Annotated in this window: 15 protein-coding genes; 4 read left to right on the top strand and 11 right to left on the bottom strand. The window is 71.9% G+C overall.

Annotated features, from left to right (window positions below):
• Nucleotides 1–20 precede the first annotated feature (20 nt).
• The 3 genes from ACQEVM_RS10945 to ACQEVM_RS10935 form a co-directional block, all read right to left on the bottom strand.
• Nucleotides 21–401, bottom strand: a complete 381-nt coding sequence (locus ACQEVM_RS10945) for a PPOX class F420-dependent oxidoreductase (RefSeq protein ID WP_433077392.1) — start codon at nt 399–401, stop codon at nt 21–23.
• 10 nt (nt 402–411) lie between these two features.
• Nucleotides 412–615 (bottom strand): hypothetical protein, encoded by a 204-nt coding sequence (locus ACQEVM_RS10940; protein ID WP_433077390.1) that lies wholly within the window; start codon nt 613–615, stop codon nt 412–414.
• A gap of 222 nt (nt 616–837) precedes the next feature.
• Nucleotides 838–1,089 carry a helix-turn-helix domain-containing protein gene (locus tag ACQEVM_RS10935; RefSeq protein ID WP_053676826.1) on the bottom strand — a complete coding sequence of 84 codons (252 nt, stop codon included), beginning with the start codon at nt 1,087–1,089 and terminating at the stop codon, nt 838–840.
• A gap of 64 nt (nt 1,090–1,153) precedes the next feature.
• Here ACQEVM_RS10935 and map point away from each other — a divergent pair, with 64 nt between their 5' ends.
• The gene (map, locus tag ACQEVM_RS10930) at nt 1,154–1,921 is read left to right on the top strand and encodes a type I methionyl aminopeptidase (RefSeq protein ID WP_351919807.1); all 768 of its coding nucleotides are present in this window, start codon (nt 1,154–1,156) and stop codon (nt 1,919–1,921) included.
• A gap of 74 nt (nt 1,922–1,995) precedes the next feature.
• On the opposite strand, the gene ggt is transcribed toward map, so the two are convergent.
• Nucleotides 1,996–3,801, bottom strand: a complete 1,806-nt coding sequence (gene ggt / locus ACQEVM_RS10925) for a gamma-glutamyltransferase (RefSeq protein ID WP_433077387.1) — start codon at nt 3,799–3,801, stop codon at nt 1,996–1,998.
• A 113-nt stretch (nt 3,802–3,914) separates the two neighbouring features.
• On the opposite strand from ggt, the gene ACQEVM_RS10920 reads away from it, so the two are divergent.
• Nucleotides 3,915–4,640, top strand: a complete 726-nt coding sequence (locus ACQEVM_RS10920; protein WP_433077385.1) for a hypothetical protein — start codon at nt 3,915–3,917, stop codon at nt 4,638–4,640.
• Here ACQEVM_RS10920 and ACQEVM_RS10915 read toward each other — a convergent pair.
• The 5 genes from ACQEVM_RS10915 to murJ all read right to left on the bottom strand — a co-directional run bounded on the left by ACQEVM_RS10915 (nt 4,600) and on the right by murJ (nt 10,384).
• Nucleotides 4,600–5,874: a cytochrome P450 gene (locus tag ACQEVM_RS10915; protein WP_433077383.1), complete on the bottom strand. Its 1,275-nt coding sequence runs from the start codon at nt 5,872–5,874 to the stop codon at nt 4,600–4,602. The two genes, ACQEVM_RS10920 and ACQEVM_RS10915, sit on opposite strands and share 41 nt — an antisense overlap.
• A 153-nt stretch (nt 5,875–6,027) precedes the next feature.
• Entirely contained in the window at nt 6,028–6,534 is a 507-nt protein-coding gene (locus tag ACQEVM_RS10910; protein WP_433077381.1) for a hypothetical protein, read from the bottom strand.
• Nucleotides 6,531–7,982: an ATP-binding protein gene (locus tag ACQEVM_RS10905; RefSeq protein ID WP_433077379.1), complete on the bottom strand. Its 1,452-nt coding sequence runs from the start codon at nt 7,980–7,982 to the stop codon at nt 6,531–6,533. Before ACQEVM_RS10905 ends, ACQEVM_RS10910 begins: the two co-directional genes overlap by 4 nt.
• An 8-nt stretch (nt 7,983–7,990) precedes the next feature.
• Nucleotides 7,991–8,674, bottom strand: coding sequence for a response regulator (locus ACQEVM_RS10900; protein WP_433077377.1), 684 nt, complete (start codon nt 8,672–8,674; stop codon nt 7,991–7,993).
• Nucleotides 8,675–8,713: 39 nt separating this feature from the next.
• On the bottom strand, nt 8,714–10,384 hold the full coding sequence (gene murJ, locus ACQEVM_RS10895; RefSeq protein ID WP_433077375.1) for a murein biosynthesis integral membrane protein MurJ: 1,671 nt from the start codon (nt 10,382–10,384) through the stop codon (nt 8,714–8,716).
• Between the two features lie 476 nt (nt 10,385–10,860).
• On the opposite strand from murJ, the gene ACQEVM_RS10890 reads away from it, so the two are divergent.
• Nucleotides 10,861–12,105: an Ig-like domain-containing protein gene (locus tag ACQEVM_RS10890; RefSeq protein ID WP_433077373.1), complete on the top strand. Its 1,245-nt coding sequence runs from the start codon at nt 10,861–10,863 to the stop codon at nt 12,103–12,105.
• A 144-nt stretch (nt 12,106–12,249) separates the two neighbouring features.
• Nucleotides 12,250–13,848, top strand: coding sequence for a CocE/NonD family hydrolase (locus ACQEVM_RS10885; RefSeq protein ID WP_433077371.1), 1,599 nt, complete (start codon nt 12,250–12,252; stop codon nt 13,846–13,848).
• A gap of 45 nt (nt 13,849–13,893) precedes the next feature.
• Here the strand turns inward: ACQEVM_RS10885 and ACQEVM_RS10880 are convergent, their stop codons facing one another.
• Together ACQEVM_RS10880 and ACQEVM_RS10875 are read right to left on the bottom strand one after the other, a co-directional pair.
• Nucleotides 13,894–14,778, bottom strand: a complete 885-nt coding sequence (locus ACQEVM_RS10880) for an amino acid ABC transporter permease (protein ID WP_433077369.1) — start codon at nt 14,776–14,778, stop codon at nt 13,894–13,896.
• Nucleotides 14,775–15,419, bottom strand: coding sequence for an amino acid ABC transporter permease (locus tag ACQEVM_RS10875; protein WP_351379135.1), 645 nt, complete (start codon nt 15,417–15,419; stop codon nt 14,775–14,777). Before ACQEVM_RS10875 ends, ACQEVM_RS10880 begins: the two co-directional genes overlap by 4 nt.
• Nucleotides 15,420–15,429: the final 10 nt, after the last annotated feature.

Below are 15,429 nucleotides of genomic sequence, written 5' to 3'. Positions count from 1 at the left end.
ACAGGTGGACTACGGGAGCCTCAAAGCTTGACGGCAATCGCGGTGTGCGGGCGCTTGCCGCGACGCACCACGGTGGCGGGCACGTCCACCAACCAGAACTGCCAGGTGTACTTGCGCATCATCAGCCCGCGCACCCGCTTGAGGCCCGCCTCGTCGAGCAACCGCGCCTCGCCCGGCAGTGCGGGAGCCCCCTCCGGGACACGTCCGCGCACGTCGCAGGGGCCGACGGTGACCCGGCCGCTGTTGCGGATCCGCTTGACCTTCCAGGAGTCGCTGCGCGTCCACACGTACAGCTCACCCCCGTCCGCCACCGCCCAGACGGGGGTGGCGACGGGAGTGCCGTCCTTACGGAAGGTGGTGAGGCTGACGTACTTGCCCCGGCCTAGCTCCTCAAGGTCCATGCCCCCGAGCTTAGGGGGTTCCCCGCCGATCGGCCCGGGCCGGGAGCGGGGTGTGCCCGGCGACGGCGCCCGGGCGGCGGGAGACCGCCTCCCCCGAATCCCCGACACGGGCTCGACCCTGGGGTACGGCGCAGGCCGCGAGCAGCAGGCCGCTCGCGAGGACGGCGCCGAGCAGTCCGAATCCGAGTCGCTTCGATGCGTTCGTGGCTGACACGCCCTCACGCTTGCCCCGCGCCCGGCGGGCCCCACCGCCTGTTGGGCCGTTCGGCCGACCGCCCCGCTCGAACGACAGGCCTGCGGGGCCGATCAGGCGTACCTTCGCCGCTCCTCCGACCGCACCCGACGGCACCCGCCGACACCCGCTCGACCAGGCCGCCGACCCCGACAGAGGCGAACCCGACGGAGGCGAACCGGACGGGCGGGAACTCACGGGAACTCAGACGGGCACGAAGGCGCAGCGCCGCATCACGTCGTCGAGGGAGAGGCCGAGGGCGCCGGCGAGGGCCGCCACGGTGAAGAAGGCGGGCGTCGGCGCACGACCCGTCTCGATCTTGCGGAGCGTCTCGGCGGAGAGGCCGGCGCTCGCGGCGATCTCGACCATGCTGCGCGGGCCTCGCGCCTCGCGGAGCAGCGCGCCCAGCCGCTCGCCGCGCTCGCGCTCTTCGGGGGTGAGGGGGGTTCGGACCATGCGGCCATCCTACCCCGGGACCCAATTTTCATCCCGTTAAAGTTATACCGGTATAGTTATTGGCATGGTGAAACTGAAGACGGACCGAGACATCGAGGAAATGCGGGCTCCCGGCCGTGTCGTGGGAAGGGCCCTGGCGGCGGCGCGGGAGGCCGCCGACGTCGGGGTCTCCTTGCTGGAGCTGGACGCGGTGGCCCGTGAGGTGCTGCGGGAGGCCGGAGCGACCTCCCCCTTCCTGGGGTACCGGCCCCAGTTCGCGCCCGTGCCCTTCCCCGCCGTGCTGTGCGTCTCGGTCAACGACGCGATCGTGCACGGCGTCCCGACCGGATACCGGCTGTGCGACGGGGACCTGGTCAGCGTCGACTTCGGCGCGAAGCTGGGCGGCTGGGCCGGGGACGCCGCGGTGAGCTTCACGGTCGGCCGGGCGCGCCCGGCCGACCTGCGACTGATCGAGACCGCCGAGGCCGCCCTGGCCGCCGGCATCGCCGCCGCCGTGCCCGGCAACAGGATCGGCGACATCGCCCATGCCGTCGGCACGGTCTGCCGCGGCGCCGGGTACGGCATACCCGACGGGTTCGGCGGGCACGGCATCGGCCGCTCCATGCACGAGGACCCCGGCGTGCCCAACGAGGGTCCCGCCGGGCGCGGCATGAGGCTGCGCGCCGGCATGGTCCTCGCGATCGAACCGATGGTGATCGCGGGAGGCACCGACGACTACACCTGCGACGCCGACGGCTGGACCCTGCGGACCGTGGACGGCAGTCGCGCCGCGCACGCGGAGCACACGGTCGCGATCACCGCCGACGGCCCCAGGATCCTCACCACCCCGTGACGTGCCGGCCCGCCGCCTGCGGCCCGGCACGGTCCGCGGGGGCTGCGGGCCCGGCACGGTCCGCGGGAGACGGCCTACGGGCGGCCGCGCGGGGCGACCACCATCGCCGAGCCGCCGCCCCGCCTGCTGGTCTCGGCCGCGGCCAGCCAGCGCCCGTCCGGCAGCCGCTGCACGCCGGTGGCGGCGCCGATCTCCGGGTTCTGCCGGAATCCCTGCCCGATCGCCTCCAGTTCGGCGCGCACCGGACTGTTCCACAGGCCCGGTTCCAGCTCGGTCGTCGTCTGGTTGCGCTGGCTGGCCCGCGGCGCCGCGATGGCGTCGACCAGCGGGAGGCCCCGGTCGAGGTGTCCGAGCAGGGTCTGCAGCACGGTGGTGATGATGGTCGCGCCGCCCGGGGAGCCCACGGCCAGCACCGGGCGGCCGTGCTCCAGCACGATGGTCGGGGCCATCGACGAACGCGGTCGCTTGCCGGGGCCGGGCAGGTTCGGGTCGGGGACGCCGGGGGCGGCCGGGGCGAAGGAGAAGTCGGTCAGCTCGTTGTTGAGCAGGAAGCCCCGGCCCGGGACGGTGATCCCGCTGCCGCCCGTGGACTCGATGGTCAGCGTGTACGACACCACGTTGCCCCAGCGGTCGGCGACCGTCAGGTGCGTGGTGTTCTCCCCTTCGTACGTGGTCGGGGCGGCCTTGCCCGTGGTGGCGCAGGGCACCGGATTGCGCGGGTCACCGGGGGCCAGCGGGCTGGTCAGCGTCTGGCCGGGCTTGACGAGGCAGGCGCGGCTGTCGGCGAACCGCTGCGAGAGCAGTTCCCGCGTCGGCACGTCCTCGGCGGCCGGATCGCCGACCCAGCGCCCCCGGTCGGCGAAGGAGATCCGGGACGCCTCGATGAACCGGTGCAGGTACTGCGCCTCGGAGAGCGAGCCCAGGTCGGTGCGCTCCAGGATGTTGAGCGCCTCGCCGACGGTGGTGCCGCCCGAGGAGGACGGGGCCATGCTGTAGACGTCCAGGCCCCGGTAGCCGACCCGGGTCGGGGCCTGCCGCTTGGTGGCGTACGCGCGCAGGTCGCCGGTGGTCAGGTCGCCCGGGCGGACCACGCGGGTGGCGGCGGGGTCCACCGGGGGCTTGCGGACGGCCCGCACGATGTCCTCGGCGATCGGGCCCCGGTAGAGCGCCCCGGTGCCCTTGCTGCCGAGTTCGCCGTAGGTGGCGGCGAGGTCGGGGTTCTTGAAGGTGGAGCCGACCACCGGCAGGGCTCCGCCGGGCAGGAAGAGCTTCGCGGTGGCCGGGAAGTCCTTGAAGCGGTCCTGGTTCAGTTCGGTCTGGGCCCGGAAGGTGGCGTCCACGACGAATCCGTCGCGGGCCAACTTCTCGGCCGGGCGAAGCAGTTGCCCAAGGGGCCGCGAACCCCAGGCGTCGAGCGCGCTCTTCCAGGTCGCCGGGGTGCCGGGGACGCCGACCCCGCGCCCGCTGGTCTGGCCCTCGGCGAAGGGGATGGGGACGCCGTTCTCCTGGAACAGGCCGGCGTCCGCCGTCGCCGGGGCGGTCTCGCGACCGTCGATGGTGTGCACCCGACGGGTCTTGGCGTCGTAGTACACGAGGTACCCGCCGCCGCCGATCCCGGCGGAGTACGGCTCGGTGACGCCGAGCGCGGCTGCGGTGGCGACCGCCGCGTCCACCGCGTTGCCGCCGGAGCGCAGGACGGCGATGCCCGCGGCGCTGGCGTCGGCATCGACGCTGGCCACCGCACCGCCGTGACCGACGGCCACCGGGACCTTCGCGGGGGCACCGACCGCCGGCGCCGACGGTGGCGCCGCCGCCCCGGTGGACACCAGTGCTCCGACGAGGGCGACCAGCGCCCATTGACGTGCGGCGGGACGACGCATCCGTACCTCCAGTCGACGGCCTGTCAGAGCCCGTGCCACAGGCCCAGGCCGGCACTCTAACTTCACCGCACCCCCCGCGTCAGGACGGCCTCGCGCGGGTTAACATCCGCGCCATGAACGACGACGTGCGCAACATCGTGCTCGGCGTGGTGGCCACGGCCATCAGCGGCGGCTTCGGCTGGTTCGCCCGTACCTACCTGTGGCGCCGCACGCTCCGCCGCAAGCAGGCCTTCTTCGGCCTGCCGTCCGGCTCCGACTGCCTGTTCGTGGTCAACCGGCAGATGGGCGGCACGGAGGGGTCGGTGCACCGCAACGACGCCTTCGCGTTGCTGGAGATATCCGCCCTGATCAAGGACTGCGGCGCGAACCTGCAGATCGTCTCCCAGGACACCGTGCGCCAAGGGTTCGGCGAGCGCGCCGAGTTCTGCGTGGGCGGTCCCGTCTCCAACGCGCGGACGGCCGCCCACCTGGGGTCGATGCTGCCGGGCATCCGGGTGGACGTCAGCACGGCGGCGGGCCCCGACCGGGGCGCCATCATCGTCGGCGAGGAGACGTACCGCTGGAACAAGGGCCTGGTGGACCACGTGGTGCTGGCCCGGCTGACGACGGGCCCCGGGAGCAGGCCCGTGTTCCTGATCTCCGGGCAGACCGCGATCAGCAACCAGGCCGGCGCCCGCTATCTGGCGCGCAATCACCGCGAGTTGGCCCGCAAGTACGGCAACGACTCCTTCTGCGTCGTGCTGAAGGTGGTCAACTCCGACGCCTACGGGCCGGACGTGGCGGAGCTGTTGGCCGATGTCACCCGGCCGGCCCGGACACCCGCATCGGCAGCCGCGTGATCCCGTTGATGAAGTTCGAGACCAGCCGGCGCGGCGGGCCCGTCGACTCGGGCGCCGGCATCAGCGTGCGCCACTCCTCGTAGAGGGTGCGCAGTTGGAGCCGGGCGAAGTGGGCGCCCAGGCAGACGTGCGGTCCGTCGCCGAAGGAGACGTGCGGGTTGTGCGCGCGGCCGAGGTCGAGCCGGTCGGGTGCGGTGAAGACCCGCTCGTCGTGGTTGGCGGAGGCGTGGAAGACCACCACCTTGTCCCCGGCTCGGATCCGCTGCCCGCCGAGTTCGGTGTCCACGGAGGCGGTGCGGCGGAAGCTGAGCACGGGCGGGTGGACGCGCAGGAGTTCGTCCACGGCCCGGTGCATGGGCACGTCGCCCGCGGCGAGCCGGCGATAGCCGTCCGGGTCGCGGGCCAGGGCGAGCAGGCCGCCGGGCGCGGCGCTGCGTACGGTGTCGTTGCCCGCGACGGTCAACAGGAAGAAGAACATCTCCAGTTCGGCCGGATCCAGTTCGGCTTCCGCGAGGGCGGTCATCACGTCGTCGCCCGGATGTGCCCGCTTGTGGGCGGCCAGTTCGCGGGCGTATCCGAACATCTCGCCCAGCAGCGCCGGGGAGCGGGGGTTGAGGGGTTTCCCGTCCGGGCCGAGCAGCGGTGCGGGGGCGTCGTCGGGGTCCTGGTAGCCGATGACCCGTACGGTCCACTCCAGGAGCAGCCCCCGGTCGGCGGCCGGGATTCCCATCAGGTCGGTCAGGTTGAGCAGCGCGTACTCGTCCGTCACCGCGGACACCAGGTCGGTGGTCCCGCCCTCGGCGCCGTCGCGGGCGGCGCACAGCAGTGTGCGGGCCCGCTCGCGGACCCGGCCCGCGAAGGCGTCGACGCGGGCGGGGGTGAAGGCGCGGGCGACGAGCCGCCGCAGCCGGCCGTGCCCGGGAGGGTCCTGGTTGAGCATGGTGCGGCGCAGGAAGGGCAGGTCGGCGGGGTCGGGGTCGCGGATCTGGGTGGCGCCGAGCCACGAGGAGTAGGTGGTGTGTTCGCGCAGGACCCGTACGACGTCGGCGTGTCGGGTGACGGCCCAGAAGCCGGGCCCCGCGGGCCAGCCGAGGACCTCCGGTTCGGCCTGCCGGGCGACGGGGTGCCGGTCGCGGAGCAGCCGGTAGCGCCGGTGGGGGATGTCTTCGGCGTACAGGCGGGGGTCGAAGACGTCGGGGACGTCCGCGTCGCCGTGCGTGGGGGCGGGGGCCATGGGGTCACGGTGCCGGTCGGGGCGCGTGCCTCGCAAGAGGACCGAACCCGACGGCCCGACACGATGCGAGGGGGATCTCCCGGGCTCTGTCGTCAAGGGTTCGCCCGGCCCGCGGCGCCCGGTACCGCACGTCGCCGCGTTGACGACAGCGTCCTAGAAACCGCAGTGGTCGGGTGCCAGGACGCTGTCGGGGCCGGCCAGGGTGACCTCGGCGTCCGCCGGGATCCCGGCGGAGGAGACGACGGTGCACATCACCTGCCGGCGGGCCGACTCGGACAGGGGTCGCACCGGGAAGGGCAGTCGGACCCGGACGGACCCCTCCCCCGTCATCTGCGTCAGCGGGCGGCCGTCGAGTGTGCCGGGCGCGGTCGACGAGGGCAGTTCGGTGCGCAGCCCGGCCGCTTTCGCCGCGGGGTCGGGACCGTTCATCAGCAGGGCGATCATGGCGCCCGGCCCGTACGCGGGCCCGTCGGTGATCGGGACCGGCGCGAGGCGCCCGTCGGGCAGGACGAAGTACAGCAGGCCGGCGTCGGGCGGGGCGGCGACCGTCAGCACCCCGGGCCGGCCGATCTCGACGACGGGGGTGTCCTTGATCCCGCACGCGGTGAGCAGGGTGAGGGGGGCGACCAGAGCGGCGACGGCCCTGCGTACGGGGGTCACGCGCGGGCCTCCAGGGGCATGTCGAGGGTGAAGACGGCCCCGCCGTCGGCGGCGTTGGCGGCGTGCAGGGTGCCGCCGTGCAGACGGACGTTCTCCAGGGTGATGGCGAGTCCGAGGCCGCTGCCGGCGGACCGGGTCCGGGCCGCGTCGGCCTTGAAGAACCGGTCGAAGATGTGCGGCAGCACCTCGGGGGCGATGCCGGGCCCGCTGTCGGCCACCTCGATCACCAGGCGGTCGCCGTCGGGGCGGGGCGGGGAGGTGACGGTGATCCGGACCGGGGCGCCGCCGTGTCGCAGGGCGTTGCCGACGAGGTTGGCGAGGATCACGTCGAACCGGCGCGGGTCGAGCCGGGCGCGGACTCGCGGGGGCAGCTCGGCGCTCACCCGGTCGTCGTCCCAGTGGCGTCGTTCCAGGGACTTGCCCACGGCCTCGGCGACGTCGACGTCGTCGAGGTTCAGCTCGGCCGCGCGGGCGTCGAAGCGGGAGATCTCCATGAGGTCCTCGACGAGCACGGCGAGTTTGCCGGTCTCGGCGCTGATCAGCCGCAGGGCCTTGGCCGTGTCGGGGTCGAGGCTCTCGGCGTCCTCGTCGAGCACCTCGGTGACGGCGAGCATCCCGGCGAGGGGGGTGCGCAGTTCGTGGGAGACGTCGGAGGCGAACCGGCGGGCGCGTACCTCGGCCTGCCGCAGTTCCTCCACGGAGCGTTCCAGCGCGCCGGCCGTCTCGTTGAAGGTCCGGGCCAGTCCGGCGAGTTCGTCCGCTCCCCTGACCTCGATGCGGGTGTCCAGTTGTCCCCGGCCCATCTGCTGGGCCGCGGTGCGCAGTCGGCGTACGGGGCGCAGAACGCTGCGGGCGGCGAGCAGGGCGGGGACGACGGCGATGGCGAGGCCGGGAACGGCGCCCTGTTGTGCGGCGTCGACCATCGCGCTGACGGTCTGTTCCTCGGTGTTCAGGGGCATCACGGCGTAGAAGACGGCGCCGGTGGGTCGGTTGGACCCGTCGTGGACGAAGACGGCGGGCATCCCGACGGCGAGCATGGCGTTGCCGTCGCCGTCCCGGACCCGTTGGAAGGCGCCCGACCGGGTGTGGCGTATCTGTTCGCGGAACCCCTCGCCGACGATGGGTGACACGAGGGGGCCGCCCGGGTTGTTCGAGGTCGCCTTCAGGTCGCCGTACTCGCCGTACACCACCCAGGAGTGGGGTTTGCCGCGCCGACCCAGTTCGGTGACCATGCTCTGGAGCTGCCGCCGGTCGAGGGGCAGTTGGACCGCCTGGCTGTCGATCTGGTCGCGCAGGGTGCTGACGGCGGTGTCCTGGGTCTGCTTGAGGATCGCGGTGCGGGCCTGTTGGTACGTCAGCGCGGCCGTGGTCACCGCGCAGATCGCGGCGACCAGCAGGAAGGCGGCGATCAGCCGGGTCCGCAGGCCGAGCGGGGCGATGCGTCCCACCGCGCGCCCTAGAGGGGACCGAAGCGGTAGCCGAAGCCCCGCACGGTCTGTATGTAGCGGGGGGCGGCGTCCGGGTCCTCGATCTTGTGGCGCAGGCGCCGGACGCAGGCGTCGACGAGGCGGGCGTCACCGTGGTAGCTGTGCTCCCACACGTACTCCAGCAGTTGCCGGCGGGAGAAGACCTGCGCGGGGGCGGCGGACAGGTGCAGCAGCAGTTTGAGTTCGCTGGGGGCCAGCGGGACGTGCGTGCCGTTCTTCGCGACGGTCAGACCGGCGCGGTCCACGGCGAGCGCGCCGTGCAGCTCGATCCCGGCGCGGCCGTCGGTCGGGGCGGCCAGGCGTCGCAACACGGCGCGGACCCGGGCCTCGATGATCTCGGTGCGGACGGGTTTGACCACGTAGTCGTCGGCGCCCGCCTCCAGGCCGACGACGATGTCGAAGTCGTCGCCGCGCGCGGTGAGCATGATGACGGGGACCTGGCTGGTCTCGCGAATGCGGCGGCAGACCTGGACGCCGTTGATGCCCGGCAGCATGAGGTCGAGGAGCACCAGTTCGGGGCGGAAGCCGGCCATCAGGGCCAGGCCGTCCTCCCCCGTCTCGGCGGTGCTCACCTCGTGGCCTCTGCGGCGAAGGCCGAGGGCGACCCCTTCCCGGATGGAAGGGTCGTCCTCGATCAGCAGTACGCGTGGCATCCGGTCAGTATCCAGTGCGGTTCGGGTGCCTTCCTCCCCCTACCGGCCCGTTCTCCGGCGGAGGGAGGCCGACAGGTCGGTGATCTCCGTGAGGCGCAGCGGCCTTGCGAGGAGGATGACGACCAGGGCGAGCGCCGCGGTTCCCGCTCCGACCGCGGCGAATCTGCCGAACCCGTCACACGCGAGGGCCGCCCCGTGTCCGACCGCCGCCGCCGGCAGGCAGGCCAGGAGCAGCCGCAGGTGGGTGCGCAGCGCCGTGCTCCGGGCCCCGGCGGGGGTCTGCGCGCGCGGGCCCAGCCGGCGGGCGAGGGCGTACGCGGTGACCGCGGCGCCCGCCAGGTAGGCGAGGGAGGTGGCGCCGGCGATGCCGGTGACGACCCAACGCGGCGGGAGCAGGGCGTGGGCGGTGTAGGCCAGTGACGCGGTGAGCACGACGATGACCAGGTTCAGGAAGAACGGGGTCCGGGTGTCGGAGAGGGCGTAGAAGCCGCGGGCGAGCACGTACTGGGCCGAGAAGGCGACCAGGCCGGGCGCGAAGGCCATGAGGATGCCGGCGATGACCTCGCTGTCGGCGGGCCCCACCTGCCCGTACTGGAGGACGCTCGCCGTCACCCAGGGGGCGAGGGCGGCGAAGATCGCGGCGGCGGGCACGACGAGGGCGGCGCTGGAGCGCAGTGCGTACGAGACGTCGCGGCGGACGGCGGCGTGGTCCCCGTCGGAGGCCGAGGCGCTCATCCGGGGCATCAGGGCGGTGACCAGCGAGACGGTGACGATGCCCTGCGGCACCACCCACAGCTGGTAGGCGTTGCTGTAGGCGACGTAGCCGGCGCCGCCCGCGATCCCGGAGTCGTCGGCCAGTTGGCCGGCGGTGGTGGAGAGCAGGGTGACGACCCAGTAGGCGAACTGGTTGGTGAGGACCAGGGCGACGAGCCAGCCCGCGTTGCGCAGCGGGCGGGTGAGGCCGCTGCCGCGCCAGTCGAAGCGGGGACGCCAGCGGAAGCCGGCTGCGCGCAGCGACGGGATCAGGGCGAGGGCCTGGACGACGATGCCGGCGGTGGTGCCGATGCCGAGCAGTCGGGTCTCGGACGCGCTCAGCACCTCGTCCCCACCGACGGACACGTACAGGTGGAAGCCGAAGACGGCGATGAGGACGAGGTTGTTGAGGATCGGGGTCCACATCATCGCCCCGAACCGGCCGCGGGCGTTCAGCACCTGCCCGAGCAGGGTGAACAGCCCGTAGAAGAGGATCTGCGGGAGGCAGAACCGGGCCAGGGCCACAATGGTGTCCAGTTGGGCCGCGCTGTAGCCGGCGGGTGCGTAGGCCCGGACGATCCACGGCGTGGCGAGCACCGCGGCGGCGGTGAGCGCGAGGAGGGCGAGGACGCAGACGGTCAGCAGTCGGTCCGTGTAGGCGACGCCGCCGTCCTCGTGGCGTTTGGCCGCCTTGATCAGTTCGGGGACGAAGACGGCGTTGAGCGCGCCGCCGATCAGCAGGATGTACACGATGTTGGGGAGGGTGTTGGCGACGGCGTAGCCGTCACCGAGGAAGTGCGTTCCGAGCGCGGCGGCGACGACGGCGGAACGGACGAAGCCGGTGGCGCGCGAGACGATCGAACCGGCGGCCATCAGCGCACCGCTGCGCAGCACGGAGCTCTTGGCGACCGCCGGGGCGCCGCCCGGCGCCGGTCTCGTCTCGGTGGGGGCGCTCACCTGTGGGCACGGGGGGCCGCGGTGGCCCGGTCGCGCGCGGTGCTGTCGTGTCCGTTCAAGGGTCTCTCCCGCTTGCCTGGTGCTTCGGCGATCCGGCCGGCGGTGAACGCGTGTTCGCCGGGGCCGAGGGGGGAGGGTACCCCGCGGACGCCGTGGCCATCGGATCAGGCCGTGGGGCGACGGGGGCGCGGGCGCCGCGGACGCGGCCGGAATCGGGCCACCGCGTCGACGGCGCATTTCGCCGTCCGCCGGATCAGGGGCCCCTGAGGTGAGGGCCGAAAGTCCTTTCACCCGGCCCGGAGGGACGTCCGCTCATTTCACCGCGCGGGCCTCGAACGGGAACCGGCATTCGGTTGCCGGATTCGCTGCGGTCCATGTCACATCCCCGCGGCCGATCTTTCTCGCGAAATCCGCAACCCGGGACCCCCGGCCGCCCTCTCTCTTTACGGACGATCATTACTTCGGAGGGGTTTCCGTTGAGCCGCACACGCCGTATCGACCTGTCGCGCCGTCACCTCACCCGGGCGCGCAGTCGAACCGCCGCACTGGCCGGCGCCGCCGCGCTGGCGGCCCTCGCACTGACCGCGTGCGGCAGCGGTTCCGGTTCCGCCGGGGCCGACGACGGCAAGCCGGGCAAGGGCGAGAAGGCCGCCATGGCGATCTCGGTCAACCTGACGGGCGGCGAGGTCAAGGCGGGTCAACCGGTCACGGTGACCGTCGCGGACGGCAGACTCGCCCGGGTCAAGATGACGGACGGCAAGGGCGGCGAACTGGCCGGCCGGATAGCCGCCGACGGCAGGACCTGGACGTCGGAGCGCAACGCGTCTCCGGGGGCCGAGTACCGGGTCGAGGCGCAGAACGCGGAGAGCCAGAGCGCGGAGGCCCGTTTCAAGACGTCCGCGGCCGACAAGGTGAACAAGGTCACGATCAATCCGGGCAGGGTCACCCCGGTCGTGGGCGTGGCGCAGCCCGTCTCGATCGTGTTCGACAACCCGGTGAAGAACAAGGCCGAGGTGGAGAAGCACCTGAAGGTCACCACGTCGAACAACACCGAGGGTTCCTGGGGTTGGTTCAAGGACTATTCCGGCAATGACCGGGTGGACTGGCGCCCGAAGGAGTTCTGGAAGTCCGGCACCGACGTGAAGGTCGAGATGAACCTGAACGGCGTCGACTCCGGAACGGGCGGCGGACTGTTCGCCAAGGACTACTCCACCGAGTTCAAGATCGGCAAGGACCGTCGGATCAAGGTGGATCTCGACACCCACAAGCTGGCGGTCACCGAGGGCGGCCAGGTCGTGAAGACCATTCCGATCTCGGCCGGCACCCCGGGCGGTCAGAAGGCCTCCTGGTCCGGGACCATGGTGCTGATGGCGAAGGAGGGCACCATCCGGATGGATTCCCAGACGGTGGGCCTGGGCGACTCCTACGACAAGATGGTCGACTACTCGATGCGGTTGACCTGGTCGGGCATGTACGCGCACGCCGCCCCGTGGAACAGCGCCAACTTCGGCAGGGCCAACTCCAGTTCCGGCTGCGTGGGCATGAGCGACGCCAACGCGGCGGCGTTCTACGAGCAGGTGCAGGTCGGGGATCCCTTCGAGGTCGTCGGCAGCGGCTCCAAGGGGCGTGCGGACATCGGCAACGGTTACGGCGAGTGGAACCTGACCTTTGACGAGTGGAAGGCCAAGAGCGCGCTGAACGGCGCGCCGCAGAACGGCTGACCACATGACACCCTCCGCCGCGGGCCGATGCGTTGAACTTCAGTCAATCGTTACTCGTACGTAACTTACTCACGGGTTACCTACGGTAAGTCCCTCCCGTTACCGTCGGGTCACTTTGACACCGGCGCACGCGAGGAGCGACAGATGGTCCGCACCACCAGCACCGCAGCGGCCGCAGCGACCGTGGCGGCCGTGCTCGCGGCGACCGCCCTGGGCCTGGCCCCCCACCAGGCCCAGGCGGCGCCCGTCACCGGGCCCACCGCCGCCTCCGGCACCTCGCCGGAACTGCGCTTCCACGACATCCCCGGCTCCGGCGGCATCACCCTCAAGGGCAACGTCTTCACCCCCGCGGGCGCCGGGGCCGGCGCGAGGTACCCGCTGATCGTGCTGCCCACCAGCTGGGGCCTGCCGCAGATCGAGTACGCCGCCCAGGCCAAGAAGCTCGCCGACTCCGGTTACGTCGTGGTCAGTTACACCTCCCGCGGCTTCTGGCTCTCCGGCGGACAGATCGAGACGGCCGGCCCGGCCGACACCGCCGACGTCTCCGCCGTCATCGACTGGGCCCTCGCCAACACCCCGGCCGACGCCGCCCGCGTCGGGCTCGGCGGGGTCTCCTACGGCGCGGGCATCAGCCTGCTCGCCTCGGCCCGCGACCCCCGGATCAAGGCGGTGGTCGCGCTCAGCGGCTGGGCCGACCTCATCGAGTCGATCTACTCCGGCCGCACCCAGCACCGGCAGGCGGCCGGGATGCTCGGCGTCGCCGGGCGGATCACCGGCCGCCCCGGACCCGAACTCCAGCAGATCCTGGACGACTTCCTCGGCTCCCGGCTGGATCGCGAACAGCAGATGATCGACTGGGGCAAGAAGCGCTCCGCCGCCTACGAGGTGGACCGCATCAACGCCAACGGCGCCGCGGTCATGCTGGGCAACGCCTGGGGGGACACCATCTTCCCGCCCAACCAGTACGCGGACTTCTTCGAGAAGCTGACCGGACCCAAGCGCCTGGAATTCCGTCCCGGCGACCACGCCACCGCCGAGGCCACCGGCCTGCTCGGACTGCCCAACGACACCTGGACCAACGCCCACCGCTGGTTCGACCGCTACCTCAAGGGCGAGCGCAACGGCGTGGACTCCGAGGCCCCGGTGCAGATCAAGTCCCGCAGCACCGAAGGCTACGAGGGCTACGCCGACTGGAAGTCGGTCGGCTCGGGCGGAACGCAGCGGCTGGCGCTCTCCGACAGCGAGCACGTGTTCGCCAACGTCGACTCCGGCGCCAACGGCGGCACCCTCTTCCTGTCCAGCATCCTCGACCAGTTCGTCAAGGCACCCCCGGTCGCCTCCATCCCGCTCCTGCCCCGCGCCTTCGCCGCCGTCTGGCAGTCGGACCGCCAGGACGAGGTCCGCAGGGTCCGCGGCACGGTCAAGGTGCACACCACCGTCACGCCCACCAAGGCGGACGGCACCTTCGTCGCCTACCTCTACGACGTCGGCCCTCTCGGCCTCGGCAAGCTGGTCAGCAACGCCCCGTACACCTTCCACGGGAAGACGCCGAACCAGGCCTTCGGGGTGGACCTCGACCTCTTCTCCACCGCCTACGACGTCCCGGCCGGCCATCGGCTCGCCCTGGTCGTGGACACCGTCGACCCGCTCTACATCGAGCACAACCCCACCGGCGCGCAGCTGACCTTCTCCTCGCCGCGCACCGATCCCTCGTACGTCTCGGTGCCGCTGCGCGAGCAGTGACCGCGGCTGCCGCCGGGCGGGTTGGCCCTTCGGGCCGCGGGCGGACTACGTGCGTCCGCCCGGCAGCGCCGTTCCCGGTTCGGCCGGGGCGACGGTGACCGCCTCGGTCTTCGGATTGTGCCGCTGCCGTCGCGCCACCCAGGTGGCGAACCAGGACAGCAGCATGCACATGCCGATGTAGATGGGAGAGATGATCATGACGACCGGGATGAACGGCAGGTCGTAGTCCAGGTTCGAGGCGATCAGCTTGCCCGCGTGCAGGAACTCCTCGTAGGTGATCAGATAGCCCAGCGAGGTGTCCTTCAGGGCCACCACGAGCTGGCTGATGATCGTGGGCAGCATCGCCCGGACCGCCTGCGGGGCCAGGACGAAGGTCATCACCTGGGTCTTGCGCATGCCCAGGGCGTACGCGGCCTCGCGCTGGCCCTTCTCGACCGAGTTGATCCCCGTGCGGAAGACCTCCGCCAGCACCGAGCCGTTGTAGAGGGTCAGCCCCGCCACCAGCGCCGGCAGCGGCTGGACCTTCAGCGCGACGAAGATGAAGAAGATCATCACCAGGACGGGCATCGCCCGGAAGAACTCCACGCACAGCGTGGCGAGCCAGCGCACCGGACGGTGGATCGACATCCGTCCGGTGGCCAGCACCGCGCCCAGCGCGAGCGAGAGCACGGAGGCGTACGCGAAGGCCTTGAGGGTGTTGCCCAGCCCCCTGAGCAACAGTTCCTGGATGCCCTTGTACTCGAAGGGGGTCCACTTGGCGGCGGTGAACTGGTCGGTGTCGAAGAGCAGGTAGAGGATCCAGGCCAGCACCAGCAGGATCAGCGCCGTGGAGACGATCCCGTAGAGGAAGTGCCGGCGCCGGGCCCGAGGACCGGGGATGTCGTAGAGGGCACTGGACTCCGGGTCCCCGTGGAGCGTGTGCGCGGTCATCGGGCGACTCCGAACCGCTTCTCGAGCACGTGGAAGAGGAGGCTGATGGACAGGGTGATGATCAGGTAGCCGACGGCGATCCAGACGAAGGTCCAGATGATGCTGTAGCCCAGCTCGTTGAGGGTCTTGTAGGTGCCCAGCAGCTCGTTGACGCTGAAGGCGCCCGCGATGGCCGAGTTCTTGGCGAGGGCGATCAGCGTGGAGCCGATGGGTGGGATCACGGAGCGGAAGGCCTGGGGCAGCACCACCGTGCCGAGGGTCTGGTCGAAGGACATCCCCAGGCTGCGGGCCGCCTCGCCCTGTCCCTTGGGCACGGTGTTGATGCCGGAGCGCAGCACCTCGCAGATGAACGCGGAGGTGTAGCAGCCGAGCGCGAGGATCGCGAAGAGCTGGAAGGGCAGCACGATGCCGAAGCGGGGCAGGCCCAGCAGCACCGCGAAGAACAGCAGGGTGAGCGGGGTGTTGCGCAGCACGGTGACCCAGACCGTGCCGAAGACCCGGAAGGATCCGACGGGTGCGACCCGGAAGGAGCACATCACGAAGCCCAGGACCAGGGCGAGCAGGGAGGCGTAGAAGGTGAGTTGCAGGGTCCCGAGGAATCCCTTGCCGTAGATCGCGAAGTTCTCGGTGAGTACGTCCATGGAGGTGGCT

Source organism: Streptomyces sp. CA-243310 (genome assembly GCF_050936775.1).
GTDB lineage: Bacteria > Actinomycetota > Actinomycetes > Streptomycetales > Streptomycetaceae > Streptomyces.
This window is presented reverse-complemented; position numbering and strand designations above follow the sequence as displayed.

Coding starts and splice junctions, on each gene's coding strand:
- map (WP_351919807.1), top strand. CDS start 1,154: ATGGTGAAACTGAAGACGGACCGAGACATCGAGGAAATGCGGGCTCCC.
- ACQEVM_RS10935 (WP_053676826.1), bottom strand. CDS start 1,089: ATGGTCCGAACCCCCCTCACCCCCGAAGAGCGCGAGCGCGGCGAGCGG.
- ACQEVM_RS10880 (WP_433077369.1), bottom strand. CDS start 14,778: ATGACCGCGCACACGCTCCACGGGGACCCGGAGTCCAGTGCCCTCTAC.
- ggt (WP_433077387.1), bottom strand. CDS start 3,801: ATGCGTCGTCCCGCCGCACGTCAATGGGCGCTGGTCGCCCTCGTCGGA.
- ACQEVM_RS10900 (WP_433077377.1), bottom strand. CDS start 8,674: ATGCCACGCGTACTGCTGATCGAGGACGACCCTTCCATCCGGGAAGGG.
- ACQEVM_RS10945 (WP_433077392.1), bottom strand. CDS start 401: ATGGACCTTGAGGAGCTAGGCCGGGGCAAGTACGTCAGCCTCACCACC.
- ACQEVM_RS10920 (WP_433077385.1), top strand. CDS start 3,915: ATGAACGACGACGTGCGCAACATCGTGCTCGGCGTGGTGGCCACGGCC.
- ACQEVM_RS10915 (WP_433077383.1), bottom strand. CDS start 5,874: ATGGCCCCCGCCCCCACGCACGGCGACGCGGACGTCCCCGACGTCTTC.
- ACQEVM_RS10885 (WP_433077371.1), top strand. CDS start 12,250: ATGGTCCGCACCACCAGCACCGCAGCGGCCGCAGCGACCGTGGCGGCC.
- ACQEVM_RS10875 (WP_351379135.1), bottom strand. CDS start 15,419: ATGGACGTACTCACCGAGAACTTCGCGATCTACGGCAAGGGATTCCTC.